Below are 16024 nucleotides of genomic sequence, written 5' to 3'. Positions count from 1 at the left end.
ACCTGCCCTGCCCGCCCATGCCCGACTCGCACAAGCCCGACTCCCCCAAGCACCAGATCGAGAGCCTGCAATCCAGCGGCCTGAAGGCGACGCTGCCCCGCATCAAGGTGCTGCAGATCTTCGAGCAGTCGAACCAACGCCACCTCAGCGCCGAGGACGTCTACCGCCAGCTGCTGCTGGAGGAGGCCGACATCGGCCTGGCGACGGTGTACCGGGTGCTGATGCAGTTCGTCGAGGCGGGGCTGCTGGCGCGGCAGCATTTCGAGTCGGGCAAAGCGGTGTTCGAGCTCAATTCCGAACAGCACCATGACCACATGGTCTGCCTGGCCTGCGGCCGGGTGGAGGAGTTCTACGACGCCGGCATCGAGCAGCGCCAGCGCGAGATCGCCGAGGAGCGCGGCTACGAGCTGGTGGAGCATGCGCTGGCGCTGTACGGCCTGTGCTCCAACCCGGCGTGCCGGGCCCGGCGCCAAAGGTGATGGACGCGTCGGTCGGCGGGTCGCCGTGGCGCGAGGCGCACAATCCGGCGATTCCCTGTTGAATACTGTATGGGCATACAGTACATTGCCATCCATCGCAGCCACTTCCGGCTGCAGCAGGAGATGGCAATGCAGATGCTCAAGCAAACGGTCTGGACCTCGTTGAACAACGCGGATGCCTGGGTGGTCTGCATCGGCGTCATGTCCTGCCTGGGACTGGCGACCGGTCTGCTGGGTTGACAGCCTAGCGTCCGCCGCCGCCTTCGTTCCGTCCGCGGAGCCGGGGTCCCCTGTCAAGGGGACCTTTCTTTTCAGTTCTCAAGTCTTCGTCCGCTGCCCCCTGGGGCCGCGGACTTTTTTTTGGCGGCTTCAAAGCGGCGTCAGCACGGCTTCGCCCGCCTCCCAGCGCCGGGCGTTCTCGAGGAACAGGTCGACGGTCGCCTGCACCGACTCGGGCGACCATCCGGCGATGTGCGGCGTGAGGATCACGTTGGGGAAGCCGAGCAGGGCCTCGGGCGGCTTCGGTTCCGATTCATAGACATCGAGCGCCGCGCCGCCGAGCTCGCCGGCCGCGAGCGCCGCGGCCAGCGCGGCCGTGTCGACCAGGCTGCCGCGCGCGATGTTGACGACGTGCCCCTGCGGACCGAGCGCCTTCAGCACCTCGGCGTTGACGATGTGCCGGGTGGCGGGGCCGCCGGGCGCGGCGACGATGAGGAAGTCGGCCCATCCGGCCAACGCCAGCGCCGAGTCGAAGTAGCGCGAGCCCAGCGCGTCATGGCGTTCCCGGCGGTTGTGATAACCGACCTCCATGTCGAAGGCCAGCGCCCGCTTGGCGATGCGCAGCCCGATGGTGCCCAGGCCCAGGATGCCCAGCTTGCGGCCGTTGACGCCGGGGCGCAGCGGCAGCGCGTCGCGCCAGACGCCGGCGCGCAGTGCGGCTTCCTGTTGCGGGAGCGCCCGCACCGAGGCCAGCAGCAGCGCCATCGCATGGTCCGCGACGCAGGAATCGTTGGTGCCCGCGCCGTTCCAGAGGGTAAGGCCGCGGGCCCGGGCGGCCGCCAGGTCGATGGCCTCGTAGCCGGCGCCCTGCGCCGCGACGGCGCCCAGCCGGGGCATCGCCGCCATCTCGTCGGCGCGCAGGCCGACCGCGCCGATGGTCACGACCAGCTCGATCTCCGCGCCCTGCCCGGCGACCGCCTGGGCGCGCGCCTCGGCGGTCGGCGCGTAGATCACGTCATACCGCTGGCGGAACTGGGCCAGATGCTCCTCCGCCGTTGGCATCAGCACCAGCAGCTTGCGGCGCGAGGACGTGGGAGCAGGCATCGAGGGATTGGCGGACACGGCGACCTCATGGGGCTGGAAGTTCGCCGGCCATGATAGGAGCGCCCATCCCCCGGGCCACCGGAGCACGGACGCGTTTCGCACGCGGGGCGCCGGGACCGCCCGTTCGGGAAAGATCAGGGCCGCTCGCCGCGCGCCATCCGGGCCTCGATCTCCGCGAGCGCCCGCGGCAGCTGCGCGACCGAGTCGATCACCAGGTGCGCACCCGAGGCCGTCAGCCGCCGCGCCGCGGCGTCACGGCGCGCGGCGAGCTCCGCGTCGGGCAGCGCCTGCAGCTGCTCGAGCGTCAAGCCGGTCTCGTTGCCCGACAGGCTCAGGCCCACCGTCCACATGCCGGCGCGCCGGCCTTCCTCGATGCCGGGCGTCGTGTCGTCCACCTTCACGCAGGTGCGCACGTCGCCGATGCCCAGCGCCAGCACGTTGGCCAGGGCCATGAACGGGCCCGGGCGGCCGCCCGCGGCCAGCTCGTCGCCGGCGACGACGTGGTCCGCCCAGACGCCATCGGCCTTGGCTTGCGGCAGCAGCACGTCCATCACCTGGCGCGGATAACCCGAGCACGAGCCGATCTTCAGCCCCGCGCCGCGCAGCGCGGCGAGCACGTCCACCGCGCCCGGGATCGGCGCCGAGTAACGACCGACATGCGCGATCTGCATCGGCATGAAGCGCTCATAGATCGCGTCGATGTCCGCGTCGCTCGATGCGCGGCCGAAACGCGCGTGCCATTGCGCCTGCAGGCCGTCGTCCTCCAGCAGCGTGCGGATGTGGTCGCGCTTGGACAGCCCCATCGGGCCGCGCGCCTCGTCCAGCGTCAGCGCGATCCCGAAGGTCGCGAAGGCGTCGACGAAGATCTGCGTCGGCGCCAGCGAGCCGTGATCGACCAGCGTGCCGGCCCAGTCGAAGATCACCGCCTGCAGGCGCGAATGGCGCCGGGCCTCGGCGGTCGTGGCGGTCGACGCGCCGTGGCTCGTCGAGTCCGTCGAATCCGTTGAAACAGGGGTGGCAATCGAAACGTCGTTCATGCGAGGGCCTGGATGAAGTTGCGTCCGCGAGGGCCGCGCAGCGCTTGAGCGACGCGCGCGTCCCAGTCGTCGGGGGAGATGCCGTAGTCGGCGGGATCGGTGGACACGCCCAGCGCGGCCAGGAAACGTTCCAGCGCGGCGACCGCGCCGTCGGCATCGACCGCGTCGAAGATCGACAGCAGCCGCGCGTCCAGCGCCGCGTCGCGCCCGAAGGCCAGGCGCATCACGCGCGGCAGGCTGAACGAACAGGCGATGCCGTGCGCCGTGCCGCGCGTCAAGGTGATGTCGTAGGACAGCGAATGCGCCAGCGCGGTCCGGGTGTTGGAGAAGGCCATGCCGGCCTGCAGCGCCGCGACGGCCAGCGCCTCCCGCAGGTCGAGCCGGCCCGGCTCGCGCAGCAGCGCCGGCAGCGTCGCGACGATCGCCCGCGCGGCGCTCGCCGCCAGGCTGGAGGACACCGGATTGCGATGCACGTTCCACAGCGCCTCCAGCGCATGCGACAGCGCGTCCAGTCCGCTCGCGAGCGTGGCGCCCACCGGCAGGCTCACCATCAGCGACGGATCGACGATCGCCGCCTCCGGCCAGGTCCAGGGCAGGTGCAGCGAATGCTTGCGGCCGCGCGCGGCGTCCCACAGCGTCGCCCAGGGCGTGACCTCGCTGCCGGTGCCGGCGGTGGTCGGCACCGCGATCAGCGCGCGATGCGGCGCATCGGCCGACAGCGGCGCCGCCTTCGGATCGACGAGGTGATCGAGCAGTTCATCGAAGCGGCCCGACGGCGTCGCCGTCAGCATCGCCTTGGCGCAGTCGATGCTGCTGCCGCCGCCCAGCGCGATCACGCAGCGCGCGCCGCGGTGCTCGCGCCAGAGTCGCTCGTACAGCGGCGCGAGCCAGCGCAGGTCGGGATTGGGGCGGATGTCGGTCTCGACCGCGACGAGGCGATCGCCGAGCAGCTCGCGCACCCGGCCGACGAGACCGAGCGCCTCGGCCTCCGGGAAGGCGATCAGCAGCGCGTCGCGCGCGCCGACTAGGCGCGGCAGTTGCGCCAGCGCGCCGTTGCCGGCCCGCACGTCGACGGGGTTGTGGAAGGTCCAGGGGGTCATGGGCGGGTCCTCGCGCTCAATGCCGCCCGGCATCCTGGATCGCGCGGCGCAGCCGGCTCGACACCAGGTCGGCGCTGACGACCATCGCCGTGATCACGAGGATGCAGGTCGCGGTCTCGGGATACTTGAAGAGCTTGAGGCTGCCCACCAGCTCGAAGCCCAGCCCGCCCGCGCCCACCATGCCCAGCACCGTCGCCGAGCGCAGGTTGACCTCGAAGCGATAGAGCACCACCGCGATCCAGGCGGTGATCACCTGCGGCAGCACACCGAAGGCGATCACCTGCAGCGGCCGGGCGCCGGTGGCGCGCAGCGCCTCGAGCGGGCCGTCGTCGATCTCCTCGATGGCCTCGGCGAAGAACTTGCCCAGCATGCCCGCGCCATGCACCGCCAGCGCCAGCACGCCGGGGAACGGCCCCAGCCCCACGGCCGACACGAACACCAGCGCCAGGATCAGTTCATTGATGCTGCGCGTCACGTTCAGGCCCTGGCGGGTGAGGTGATACAGCCAGCGGGGTCCCTGCAGGTTGCGCGCCGCGAGGAAGGACACCGGGATCGCGCCGATCACGCCCAGCAGCGTGCCCCACACGGCGATCTGGACCGTCTCCAGCGCCGGCGCCCACAGCCGCTCCAGGATGCGCCAGTCCGGCGGCCAGGTGCGGCCGAGGAAATCGGCGATCTGCGGCAGGCCGCTCGCCAGCTCGGCCGGGCTCAGCTGCGCGCCCCGGGCGCTCCACTGCAGCGCCCACAGGCCCGCGACCATCAGCGCCAGCAGCTTCGTCCAGCCGCCCGGCGTGGTGGGTAGCGCCACCAGCCAGCGGGTGCGATCGCGGGCGGCGCGGTCCACAGCGGTCATCGTCGTCATGCGGTTCTCCAGGTCGGGGCGGTAGCGGCCGGCGGCGCCGACGCGGCCATCGAGGCGATGCGCTCCGGGTCATTCGCTGGCGCATTCATCGAGGCATTCACCGGCACGTTCACCGGCGCGATCAGCTGCAGGCCCGCCTGCGCGGCGCTGCCCGCGTAGAGCGCCTCGAGTTCCGCCTCGGAGAGCTCCCGCGGCAGCCGGTCGAAAAGCACGCGCCCCTGCGAGAGCCCGACGATGCGATCGCCGAATTCGCGCGCGTAGTCGACCTGGTGCAGGTTGCAGACCACGGTGATGCCGAGCTCGCGGCAGGCCTGCTTCAGGTAACCGAGCGCCTGGCGCGCGGTGTGCGGGTCCAGGCTCGCGACCGGCTCGTCGGCCAGGATCACCTGCGGCTGCTGCGCCAGCGCGCGGGCGATGCCCACGCGCTGCATCTGCCCGCCCGACAGCGCGTCGGTGCGCGACGCCGCCTTGTGGGCGAGGCCGACGCGGTCCAGGCAGGCCATGGCCAGCGCGATGTCGGACGCGCGGAACAGCTGCAGCACCGAGCGCCAGACGGCCATCGCGCCGAGCCGCCCGCTGAGCACGTTCTTCAGCACGCTGAGCCGCGGCACGACCTGGTGGTGCTGAAACACCATCGCCACGCGCCGACGCAGCGCGCGCAGCTCCGTGGCGCGTTCGGCGCCGCGCGCGTCCAGGCCGGCGATCGTCATCGTCCCGCCGTCGGCCTGGACCAGGCGGTTCATGCAGCGCAGCAAGGTGGACTTGCCGGCGCCGGACGGGCCGAGCACCACCAGGAACTCGCCGGGCCGCACGTCCAGGTCGACGCCGCGCAGCACGGCGTTGTCGCCGAAGCGCTTGGTGACGCCACGCAGCGTGATCACTTCATGCTCCGCAGGTCGAGCTTGAGCACCTTGGCGGTGTCGCGGACCACGTCGTAGGCGGCGTCGCTGGTCGGCTGGAAGCCGTTGAGCACGCCCTGGTCGCCCCACTTCACGTCCTTGAGGTTGGCCAGCGCCTTGGCGAGCTTCTCCTTGAGCGCCGGATCGAGGTCCTTGCGCCAGACCATCGGCGATTCGGGAATCGGCCTGGACGACCACAGCACGACGAAGTCGTCCTGCTTGACCGTCCCCTTGGCGACGGCGCTGTTGAAGATGCGGTCCGCGACGGCGGCCGCGTCGACCTTCTTGTTAGCGACCGCCAGGATGCTGGCGTCATGCGAGCCCGAGAACACGACGCGGCCGAAGTAGGTCTCCGGATCCAGTCCCGTCTGCTGCAGCCCTGCCTTGGGGAACAGGTGGCCGGAGGCGGAACTCGGATCCACGAAGGCGAAGTTGCGGCCCTTGAGCTCGGCGACGCTGCGCAGGCCGCTGTCCTTGCGGGCGAGGATGACGCTCCGGTAGGCGCTCTGGCCGGTCTTCTTCGTCACCGCGACGGAGAAGGCCTCGACCTCGGCCACCGAGCTCGCCAGCACGTAGGAGAAGGGGCCGAGGTAGGCCACGTCCAGCTTCTTCGCGCGCAGCGCCTCGATGAAGCCGTTGTAGTCGGTGGCCACGAAGGGCTTCACCGGCATGCCCAGCTGCTGCTGCAGCGCGTCCAGCACCTGCCGGCTGGACTCGATCATGGCCTGGGAGTCCTCGGCCGGGATCAGGCCGATGGTCAGCGCCCGCGGCTGGGCCGATGCGTGCCGCGGCAGGCCCGCGCAGACGGTGAGGACCAGGGCGGCACCCAGTGCGGCGCGGCGCGCGGCGGAGAAGCGGGGATGGGACATGGCGGCATCCAGGAGTGGTGAGCGGATGCCGGCACTCTATGAATCCAACATGACAGCAGATCCATCGATCCCATGTTGATTTCTCGACCGAAGCATTCATGCGATCTATGGATCGTCCGCTCGGTCTCTCCGGGCGGCGCCGCAGGGCCGGAGCGTCGAAGGGCCGGAGGGGCTGCGCCTACTCCGGCCCTGGTCAGCTTGCCTTCAGCCGGCGCCTTCAGTGGCTGCCGCAAGCGGGGTGCTTGCTCCCCGCCGTGTCGTTGACCAGGCCGAGGAAGTCCAGCACGTGAGGCGTCAGCGCGCCGGTCTGGGGCAGCGGCGTGCCGGTCAGGTCGCCCTGGCAGTAGGCCGGCTTGGTGGGATTGCGGTAGCGGTTGGTCATCACCAGCGCCGCATCGCGCTCGCCAGCGCTTTGGCCGCCATGGCCGCTGCCGGTGCCGCCATGGTCGGAGACGACGACGATCAGCCACTCCTCCTGCGCATAGGTCGGGCGCGCCGCGAGGGCGTCCAGCACCTGCTGGATCTGCGCGTCCTCGCCGGCGATCCTGGACTGGTAGTAGGCGTTGTAGGGGTCGTAGCTGGCGGCATGGATGTCGACGTTGTGCAGGTAATAGAAGATCGCGGTCGGCGGGTTCGTCCACGACAACCAGCCCTTGACCGCATCCGTCGCCTGCTGCGAGTTCTTCGCTGCGTTGGCCACGACGAAGTCCGCCCCCACGGGCTTGAGGTTGCCGGTGATGTTGGCCCAGTCACCGACCACCGCGATCGTGGCGGTCGGATAGGCCTGCTTGATGCGGTCGAAGACATGCGGCTTGCGCAGCGGCAGGCTGGCGTCGTTGCCGGTGACGCCATGCTGGTCCGCCCAGTAGCCGGTGAACAGCGTGCCCCAACCCGGGCCGCTGTAGGTGGACTGCGAACCGCCGGCCAGCACGTTGCCGTGGAAGGCGCCCACCGCGGCGAGTTGGCTCAGCGCCGGCGTGGTCGCGCAACCGGCGCAGAACAGCGCGTCGCCACGCAGGCCGTCGATGCCGATCACCAGCACATGGCGCCGGCCGTAGGGGCCCACGATCGGGTTGGGTACGCCGGGACCGGGGATCAGCGCGTAATGGTCATACGGGTTGCCGGCGTAGTCGGTCTTGAGCCCGCCCACGTCGGCCGCGCGCTTGTCGCTGAGGTCGCACTGCTGCGAGGCCTTGTAGTAGTCGAAGCTCACGCACCACGACTTGCGCGCATCGGCCAGGCAGGCCGCGGCGCAGGCCTCGGGCGAGACGCCGTTCAGGTGCTCGCGGTTGTAGCCGGAGATCGCGGCGTTGAGCGTGCGCGTGAACGAGGCCAGCGGGCTCGGGGCCGATTGCGCCTGCGCGGGCGGCGGGGCCGTGGCGAGCAGCGCCGCGATCGACGCGGTGAACAGGGCGGTGGACAGCGCGGCGAAGCGCGCAGGCGAGCGATGCGCCGGCGGGCGCGGGAAACGGGTCCGGGTCATGGGCACTCCAGGTCGGGTTGAGGGGGAACTGCCCGCGCAGCGTAGGAACGTCACGTGACCGTCACTCGATCGAATCAATATGACCAACCGCAGGAAATCATCGAGAGCGTCTATACATGTCCGCCGCCAAGCTCCGCGCCTTCCTCGCCGTCGCCCGCCATGGCAGCTTCAGCGCGGCGGCGCGGGCGCTCGGGCTCTCGCAGCCGACCCTGACAACGCAGGTGCAGGGCCTGGAGCAGCAGCACAAGGTGGAGCTCTTCCACCGCCGCGGCCATCGCATCGAGCTGACCAGCGTCGGCCACCAGCTGCTGCCGATCGCCCGGCAGCTCGCCGCGCTGGAGGTCGAGGCCTACAACCTGCTGCATGACTGCGGGGAGCTCACCCGGGGGCAGCTCAAGCTCGGCGCGGTGGGTCCCTTCCACGTCATCGAGATGGTCGACGCCTACCGCCAGCGCTATCCCAAGGTGGACGTCTCCATCCGGCTGGGCAATTCGGCGCAGGTCTTCGGCGACCTGGAGAACTACGTGATCGACGTCGGCGTGCTGGCGCGCTTCCACGACGCGCCGGGCTTCGAGACCATGGCCTACGCGCGGCACGCGATCATCCTCTTCGTTCATCTCGACCACCCCTTCGCCGCGCGGGAGCACGTGTCGCTGCGGGAGCTGGCCGAGCAGCCGCTGCTGCAGCGCGAAGCCGGATCGAGCACGCGCCGCGCGCTCGAGTCGGCGCTGCGCCAGGCGGGCATCACGCCGCGCGTCGCGATGGAGATCGGCAGCCGCGAGGCGCTGCGCGAGGCGGCCGCGCGCGGCATCGGCATCGGCGTCGTGTCCGAGGCGGAATTCATCCCCGACGCGCGCTTCCGCCCGGTGCGCATCGAGGGCGACCCGGCCTTCACCGAGACCCACCTGTACTGCCTGAAGGAGCGCCGCGACAGCCTGCTGCTCGGTTCCTTCTTCGAGGTGGCGCAAAGCCTGCGCCGCTGAGGTGCGGGCGGCGCGCGGGTAACGCGCGGGTAGCGCGCGGCCAGACAGCGGACAGACAGCGGACAGGTTTCTGAAGGCCGCCCCAGGCATCCTGCGGACCTTCGCGCGGGGGGCCCCAGGGGGTCGTCTGTTCCCTGGAATCCATGTAGAGAAGAGAGCGCGCATGGACCGCCGCCAATTCTTCCCCCGCCCCGTGGTCGAGGCGGGCACCAATCGCTGGGACTGGGCGCTGCTGCCGCTGGTGCTGGGCCTGCTCGTGCTGCTGGCCTACGGCGCGGCGCAGATGACGCGTCCCTTCGCGCTGGGCGATCCGCTGCCCCTGTCGCTGGACCCGTCCCACCTGCCCTACTACCTGCTGCGCACCAACCTTCGGATGCTGGCCGCGATGGTGCTGGCGCTGCTCTTCAGCGCGGTCTTCGCGGTGCTCGCGGCCAAGGTGCGCGCCGCCGAGAAGGTGCTGGTGCCGATGCTCGACATCCTGCAGTCCATCCCCATCCTGGGTTTCCTGTCGATCACGGTGACCGGCTTCATCGCGCTGTTCCCCGGCAACCTGCTGGGTGTCGAGTGCGCGGCGATCTTCGCGATCTTCACCTCGCAGGCCTGGAACATGGCCTTCAGCCTCTACCAGTCGCTGCGCACCGTGCCTTCGGAGCTCGACGAAGCGGCGCGGGTGTTCCAGCTCTCCGGCTGGCAGCGCTTCTGGCGGCTGGAGCTGCCCTACGCGATGCCCGGGCTGCTGTGGAACATGATGATGTCGATGTCGGGCGGCTGGTTCTTCGTCGTCGCGTCGGAGGCCATCTCGGTATCCGACCAGAGCATCAAGCTGCCCGGCGTCGGCTCCTACATCGCCATGGCGATCGAGGCGCGCGACCTCGGCGCGATCGGCTGGGCGATCGTGGCGATGCTCGTGGGCATCGTGCTCTACGACCAGTTGGTGTTCCGGCCGCTGGTCGCCTGGGCCGACAAGTTCCGCTTCGAGGACAGCGGCACCGACAACGCGCCCAACTCCTGGATGCTGAACTGGCTGCGCCGCACCGCGTTCACGCGCCGCGCCGCGGCGTGGCTGGTGGACCGGCTCGAGGGCAGCCTGATCTGGTTCCGCCGACACCATGACGGCACCTCGATCCGCGCGCGCCCGCGCATCGCCGTGGCCGCGTGGCAGCGCGCCTGGGACGCGGTGCTGGCTGCCGCGGTGATGGTGGCGCTGTACCAGCTGGTGCGCTTCGTCCATGCCGAGGTCGGCTGGTCCGAGGCGGGCCATGTGCTCGGCCTGGGCCTGGTGACGCTGGCGCGGGTGCTGGTGCTGATCGCGCTGGCGGCGCTGGTGTGGGTGCCGGTGGGCATCTGGATCGGGATGAATCCGCGCTGGTCCGGCCGCCTGCAGGCCGTGGCGCAGTTCCTGGCCGCCTTCCCCGCCAACCTGCTGTTCCCGGTGGTCGTGGTGCTGATCGTGCGCTGGAAGCTCGATCCGGACGTGTGGCTCTCGCCGCTGATGATCTTCGGCACGCAGTGGTACCTGCTGTTCAACGTCATCGCCGGCGCGTCCAACATCCCGGCCGAGCTGCGGCACGCCGCGCGCAACCTGGGCCTGAGCGGCTGGCTGAAATGGCGCCGCTACCTGCTGCCGGCGGTCTTCCCCAGCTTCGTCACCGGCGCGATCACCGCCAGCGGCGGCTCCTGGAACGCCAGCATCGTGGCCGAGTACGTGTCCTGGGGCGACACCACGCTCAAGGCGCATGGCCTGGGCAGCTACATCGCGGAGATGACGGCCAAGGGCGACTTCCCGCGGATCGCGCTGGGCATCGGCGTGATGTGCGTCTTCGTGATGGGCCTGAACCACTTCGTCTGGCGCCGCCTGTACCGGCTGGCCGAGGACCGCATGCATCTGTGAGGAGCACCGCATGACCGCATCCATCATCGAACTCCATGGCGTCGGCAAGCGCTTCCGCTCGGCCGACGGGCATCCGCGGCCGGTGCTCGCGGACGTGGACTTCCACCTGCGCGAGGGCGAGATCGTCGCGCTGCTGGGGCAGTCGGGCTCGGGCAAGAGCACGCTGCTGCGCATCATGGCCGGGCTGGTGCCGGCCGATGCCGGCCAGGTCCGTTATCGCGGACAGCCGCTGTCGGGCCCGGCGCGCGGCATCAGCATGGTGTTCCAGTCCTTCGCCCTGTTCCCCTGGCTCACGGTGCAGCAGAACGTCGAGCTGGGCCTGGAGGCGCGCGGCGTGGCCAAGGCCGAACGCGCGGCCAAGGCCGAGGCGGCGATCGCGCTGATCGGCCTGTCCGGCTTCGAGGGCGCCCTGCCGCGCGAGCTGTCGGGCGGCATGCGGCAGCGCGTGGGCATCGCGCGCGCGCTGGTGACGGAGCCGGACGTGCTGCTGATGGACGAGGCCTTCTCGGCGCTGGACGTACTGACCGGCGAGCGGCTGCGGGAGGACATCCTGGAGCTGTGGGACGGCGGGCACATGCCGACGCAGGCGATGCTGGTGGTGTCCCACAACATCGAGGAGGCCGTCATGATGGCCGACCGCGTGCTGATCTTCGCGAGCGATCCCGGACGCATCCGCTGCCAGTTGTCGGTGCAGTTGCCACGACCGCGCGATCCCGAGAGCGCCGACGTGCGCGCGCTGATCGACGAGGTCTACGCGCTGATGACCGCCGGCGCGGCGCGCCCGACGCGCGCGGCCGGCACGGTGGATGCGGCGGTCGCCCCGGCCCCGCTGGCCGAGCGCCTGCCCGCCGCCGACGTGGCGCGCATGGACGGCCTGCTGGAGCTGCTGGCCGATCCGCCCTTCGACGGCCGCGCGGACCTGCCGCAGCTCTGCGAGGAAGCCGGCCTGCCCGACGCGGAGCTGCTGCCGGTGGCGCATGCGCTGGCGCTGCTGGGGCTGGCGCAGCTCGACAGCGGCGACCTGCAGCTCACCTCGCTGGGCCGGCGCTACGTCGAGGGCTCGCATGGCCTGCGGCGCGATCTCTTCGGGCAGCAGCTGGTCACCCACGTGCCGCTGATCGCGCACATCCGCCACAGCCTGGAGCAGGAGCCCAGCGGCGAGATGCCCGACAAGCCGGTGCTGCGGCTGCTGAGCGAGCACCTGGACGATGCCGAGGCCGGCGCCGTGCTGCAGACGGCGGTCAGCTGGGCGCGGCATGGCGAGGTGTTCGAGTACGACTACAACACCGGCGCGCTGCGCCTGCCGACCGGCGAAGAGGAGCCCGCGACGCGGTGAGCGGTCGCCGGCCTCGCCAGGAGGCCGGTGGCCCTTGCCACCGGGATGAGCGTCAGGCGCGCGGCGCCGGGCTCGGTAGAGTCGGGGCTCCGCGACTGCGAGCCGCCCCGATGAAGCGCACCGCCCGCCCCCGTTGGAAGTCCCTCGGTGTCGATCGCCTGCTGCGCCATGCGCTGCGGCACTGGCACGCCGACGAGGGCTGGCGCGCGATCGAAGCCCTGCAGCGACGCGGATCGCCCGCGGTACTGGCGCGGGTCGTCGCGCTGTGCGCGAGCCCGAACGTCCGGCGACGGGCCGTGGGCGTCTCGATCGCCGCGCAGCTCAGTCGCCACACGCAGGCTGGGCTCGCCTTGTACGCCGAGGAGGAGACGCAGCGCCTGCTGCTGCGCGGCCTGGCCGATCCGCATCACGACGTGGTCCGCGCAGCGGTGGGCGGGCTGGGGCTGCGGCCGCATGGCGAGAGCGTCCAGGCGCTGCTGCGACTGGCCTCGCATCCCGACGCCAGGATGCGCTGGCAGGTCGCGGTGGCGCTGGGGTCCTACGAGGAACCCGAGACGATCGCGGGGCTCATCCGCCTGAGCGCGGACCCGTCGGACGAGGTGCGCGACTGGGCCACCTTCGCGCTCGGCTCGCTGCGGATGGAGGACTCGCCGGAAATCCGGGCGGCGCTGCGGCGCAACCTCGACGACGCCGACCTCGACGTGCGCGGGGAAGCGCTGGTCGGCCTGGCCCGGCGGCGTGACGACGGCATCGTCGAAGCGCTGATCAAGCGGCTCACGCCCGATTGCCATGTGTACGAGCTGGACGCGGCGGAGGCGCTGGCGGACCCGCGGCTGGTCACCGCGCTGGAAGCACTCGCGCAAGGCGACACGTCCCCCGAGGAGGATCCCTGGCATGAGCGCCTTCGGGCGGCGCTCGACGCGTGTCGCGGCCCGCGCTAGCGTCCCGGCTCCGCCCGATTCAGTCAGTCCGCGGCGCACGCGCTCCGTGTGAGTTCAGATGCCGACTGCGCGCACAATCGGCCACTCCGCCACCGCGCCGTCGCCCCATGCTCCCCCGCATCAGCGAAGAGATCACCTTCCGCAAGCTCGAGATCCTGATCACGTTCCTGGAGAGCGGCAGCCTGGCGCGCGCCGCGGAGCGACTGGGCACGAGCGCGGTCAGCGTGCATCGCGCGCTGCATTCACTGGAGGCCGGCACGCGCTGCGCGCTGTTCCGGCTGGAGGGCCGCAACCTGCAGCCCACCGACGCGGCCCATGCGCTGGCCGACGTCGCGCGCGAAATCCTGCAGCGCATGGATGAAGGCATCAATGCCACGCGCGCCATCGCCGGCTACGGCGCCGAGCGCATCCGCATCGGCTCGCTGTACTCGCTGACCAGCGGCACCGTGCCGTCGATGATCATGGCGCTCAAGGCCCGCAAGCCCGAGGTGCAGGCCGAGCTGATCCTGGGCTCCAACTCCGACCTCACCCAGCGCCTGCGCGACGGCACGCTCGACGCCGCCGTCATGGGCCTGCCCGAGTCCGCACCGGAACTCGAGACCCACGCCCTCTTCGACGACGACGTCTTCTTCGCCGCGCCGGCCCAGTCGCCCTACGCCGCGCTCGCCGCCATCGACCTGCGGGACTGCGCCGAGGAGCGCTTCGTCAGTCTGCAGGAAGGCTTCGTCACCTACAGCCGCTTCGTCGACGCCTTCCGCATCGCCGGCTTCGAGCCGCAGATCGTGATGAAGACCAACGACATCTTCTCGTTGATGAACCTGGTCGGCGGCGGCATCGGCTGCACGCTGCTGCCCGGGCGCGTGCGCGCCGTGCTGCCGCCCAGCGTCCGGCTGATCCCGCTCCAGGAACGCTACGCGGTGCGCCAGACCATCGCGCTGTGCTTCCTGCGCGCCCGCGAGCGCGACCCCAACCTGCTGGCCCTGCTCGCCGCCAGCCGCACGCTGCGCCTGGGCGGGCACTGAGCCGTCCCGGGCGGACTCGATCATTCCGCTGCGCGTAATCGTCAGGCGCGGCGGTTGATTGATCGGGCACGGCGGTGCCCGTACCGTCCGTGCCCATGGACCGCATCAACCTGGACACCAAGGCCCGCGACCGCGCCGCGCGCATCGGCGCGGCTCGCGAGGCGCTCGGCACGCGCCTGACCGGCAAGCAGGTCGAGACCGAGGCGATCGTCGACCTGCTGCACGCGGTGCTCAAGCCCGGCGACCGCGTCTGCCTCGAAGGCAACAACCAGAAGCAGGCGGACTTCCTGGCCAAGGCGCTGGTGCGGCTGGACCCGGCCCGCATCCACGACCTGCACATGGTCCAGTCGGTGCTCGCCCTGCCCGAGCACCTGGACGTCTTCGAGCGCGGCGTCGCCAGCCAGCTGGACTTCAGTTTCTCCGGCCCGCAGGGCGCGCGGCTCGCCAAGCTGCTGTCCGGCGGGCGCGTGCGCATCGGCGCGATCCACACCTACCTGGAACTGTTCTCGCGCTACTTCGTCGACCTCACGCCCAAGGTCTCGCTGATCGCCGCGCACGCCGCCGACGCGCAGGGCAACCTCTACACCGGCCCCAACACCGAGGACACGCCGGCGATCGTCGAGGCCACCGCGTTCTCCGGGGGCCTGGTCATCGCCCAGGTCAACGAACGGGTGCCCGACGGCACGCCCCTGCCCCGAGTCGACGTGCCGGCGGACTGGGTCGACTTCGTGGTGCAGGCGCCCACGCCCAACTTCATCGAGCCGCTGTTCACCCGCGACCCGGCGCAGATCAGCGAGATCCAGGTCCTGATGGCGATGATGGCCATCAAGGGCATCTACGCCGAGTACGGCGTGCAGCGGCTCAACCACGGCATCGGCTTCGACACGGCCGCGATCGAGCTGCTGCTGCCGACCTACGGCGAATCGCTCGGCCTGAAGGGCAGGATCTGCCGCCACTGGGCGCTGAACCCGCACCCGGCGCTGATCCCGGCGATCGAGGCGGGCTGGGTCGAGTCCATCCATTCCTTCGGGTCCGAGCTCGGCATGGAGGACTACATCCGCGCGCGCTCGGACGTCTTCTTCACCGGGCCCGACGGCAGCCTGCGCAGCAACCGGGCGTTCAGCCAGGCGGCGGGCCATTACGCCTGCGACCTGTTCATCGGCTCGACGCTGCAGATGGACCTGCTGGGCAACAGCTCGACGGCCACGCTGGGACGCATCGCCGGCTTCGGCGGCGCGCCCAACATGGGCGCCGACGCGCGCGGGCGCCGGCATGCGAGCCCCGCCTGGCTGAAGGCCGGCGAGGAGGCCCGCAGCCATCGCAGCGGCGCGGCCGCGACGCCGCGCGGGCGCAAGCTGGTCGTGCAGATGGTCGAGACCTTCCGCGAGCACATGCAGCCCGCCTTCGTCGAGCGCCTGGACGCCTGGGAACTGCAGCGCCAGGCCGGCATGGACCTGCCGCCGATCATGATCTACGGCGACGACGTCACCCACGTCCTCACCGAGGAGGGCATCGCCAACCTGCTGCTGTGCCGCAACGACGAGGAGCGCGAGCAGGCGATCCGCGGCGTGGCCGGCTACACCGCGGTCGGCCTGGGCCGCGACCGCCGCGCGGTCGAGCAGCTGCGCGAGCGCGGCGTCATCCGGCGTCCCGAGGACCTGGGCATCGACCCGCGCGACGCCACGCGCAACCTGCTGGCCGCGCGCGGCATGCGCGACCTGGTGCGGGCGTCCGGCGGTCTGTATCGCCCCCCGAAACGCTTTCGCAACTGGTGACGCCGCCGGACCGCGCGAGACGCC

At 71.2% G+C, this 16024-nt stretch carries 15 protein-coding genes; 8 read left to right on the top strand and 7 right to left on the bottom strand.

Annotated elements, in window-relative coordinates; translation table 11 throughout:
* Positions 1 to 17: 17 nt before the first annotated feature.
* Positions 18 to 479, top strand: coding sequence for a ferric iron uptake transcriptional regulator (fur, locus tag FHT37_RS23100; RefSeq protein ID WP_091721138.1), 462 nt, complete (start codon positions 18 to 20; stop codon positions 477 to 479).
* A gap of 69 nt (positions 480 to 548) precedes the next feature.
* Positions 549 to 719 (top strand): hypothetical protein, encoded by a 171-nt coding sequence (locus tag FHT37_RS23095; protein ID WP_183485043.1) that lies wholly within the window; start codon positions 549 to 551, stop codon positions 717 to 719.
* Positions 720 to 848: 129 nt separating this feature from the next.
* Here the strand turns inward: FHT37_RS23095 and FHT37_RS23090 are convergent, their stop codons facing one another.
* The 7 genes from FHT37_RS23090 to FHT37_RS23060 form a co-directional block, all read right to left on the bottom strand.
* On the bottom strand, positions 849 to 1802 hold the full coding sequence (locus FHT37_RS23090) for an NAD(P)-dependent oxidoreductase (RefSeq protein WP_183485729.1): 954 nt from the start codon (positions 1800 to 1802) through the stop codon (positions 849 to 851).
* Between the two features lie 134 nt (positions 1803 to 1936).
* The gene (phnX, locus tag FHT37_RS23085) at positions 1937 to 2839 is read right to left on the bottom strand and encodes a phosphonoacetaldehyde hydrolase (protein WP_183485040.1); all 903 of its coding nucleotides are present in this window, start codon (positions 2837 to 2839) and stop codon (positions 1937 to 1939) included.
* Entirely contained in the window at positions 2836 to 3939 is a 1104-nt protein-coding gene (gene psrA, locus FHT37_RS23080) for an iron-containing alcohol dehydrogenase PsrA (RefSeq protein WP_183485037.1), read from the bottom strand. The genes phnX and psrA overlap by 4 nt, the downstream gene beginning before the upstream one ends.
* Before the next feature lie 16 nt (positions 3940 to 3955).
* Positions 3956 to 4801 (bottom strand): phosphonate ABC transporter, permease protein PhnE, encoded by an 846-nt coding sequence (gene phnE, locus FHT37_RS23075; RefSeq protein ID WP_221211201.1) that lies wholly within the window; start codon positions 4799 to 4801, stop codon positions 3956 to 3958.
* The gene (gene phnC / locus FHT37_RS23070) at positions 4798 to 5682 is read right to left on the bottom strand and encodes a phosphonate ABC transporter ATP-binding protein (protein WP_183485034.1); all 885 of its coding nucleotides are present in this window, start codon (positions 5680 to 5682) and stop codon (positions 4798 to 4800) included. The genes phnE and phnC overlap by 4 nt, the downstream gene beginning before the upstream one ends.
* Positions 5679 to 6569, bottom strand: a complete 891-nt coding sequence (gene phnD / locus FHT37_RS23065; protein WP_183485031.1) for a phosphonate ABC transporter substrate-binding protein — start codon at positions 6567 to 6569, stop codon at positions 5679 to 5681. Before phnD ends, phnC begins: the two co-directional genes overlap by 4 nt.
* A 217-nt stretch (positions 6570 to 6786) precedes the next feature.
* Positions 6787 to 8052, bottom strand: a complete 1266-nt coding sequence (locus FHT37_RS23060) for an alkaline phosphatase family protein (protein ID WP_183485028.1) — start codon at positions 8050 to 8052, stop codon at positions 6787 to 6789.
* Between the two features lie 116 nt (positions 8053 to 8168).
* Here FHT37_RS23060 and FHT37_RS23055 point away from each other — a divergent pair, with 116 nt between their 5' ends.
* The 6 genes from FHT37_RS23055 to mdcA all read left to right on the top strand — a co-directional run bounded on the left by FHT37_RS23055 (position 8169) and on the right by mdcA (position 16000).
* Positions 8169 to 9035 carry a LysR substrate-binding domain-containing protein gene (locus FHT37_RS23055; RefSeq protein WP_091721117.1) on the top strand — a complete coding sequence of 289 codons (867 nt, stop codon included), beginning with the start codon at positions 8169 to 8171 and terminating at the stop codon, positions 9033 to 9035.
* Positions 9036 to 9198: 163 nt separating this feature from the next.
* Positions 9199 to 10926 (top strand): ABC transporter permease subunit, encoded by a 1728-nt coding sequence (locus FHT37_RS23050; RefSeq protein WP_183485026.1) that lies wholly within the window; start codon positions 9199 to 9201, stop codon positions 10924 to 10926.
* A 10-nt stretch (positions 10927 to 10936) separates the two neighbouring features.
* Complete coding sequence (locus FHT37_RS23045) at positions 10937 to 12262, top strand: nitrate/sulfonate/bicarbonate ABC transporter ATP-binding protein (RefSeq protein ID WP_183485023.1); 1326 nt, start codon at positions 10937 to 10939, stop codon at positions 12260 to 12262.
* Positions 12263 to 12372: 110 nt separating this feature from the next.
* Positions 12373 to 13203, top strand: a complete 831-nt coding sequence (locus tag FHT37_RS23040; protein WP_183485020.1) for a HEAT repeat domain-containing protein — start codon at positions 12373 to 12375, stop codon at positions 13201 to 13203.
* 107 nt (positions 13204 to 13310) lie between these two features.
* Positions 13311 to 14225: a LysR substrate-binding domain-containing protein gene (locus FHT37_RS23035; protein ID WP_091721103.1), complete on the top strand. Its 915-nt coding sequence runs from the start codon at positions 13311 to 13313 to the stop codon at positions 14223 to 14225.
* A gap of 95 nt (positions 14226 to 14320) precedes the next feature.
* Complete coding sequence (mdcA, locus tag FHT37_RS23030; protein ID WP_183485017.1) at positions 14321 to 16000, top strand: malonate decarboxylase subunit alpha; 1680 nt, start codon at positions 14321 to 14323, stop codon at positions 15998 to 16000.
* The last annotated feature ends 24 nt before the right edge of the window (positions 16001 to 16024 follow it).

This window comes from Mitsuaria sp. BK037, from assembly GCF_014193045.1.
Taxonomy (GTDB): domain Bacteria; phylum Pseudomonadota; class Gammaproteobacteria; order Burkholderiales; family Burkholderiaceae_C; genus Roseateles.
The sequence above is the reverse complement of the archived record's forward strand: the minus strand, read 5'-3'. Positions and strand labels throughout refer to the sequence as shown.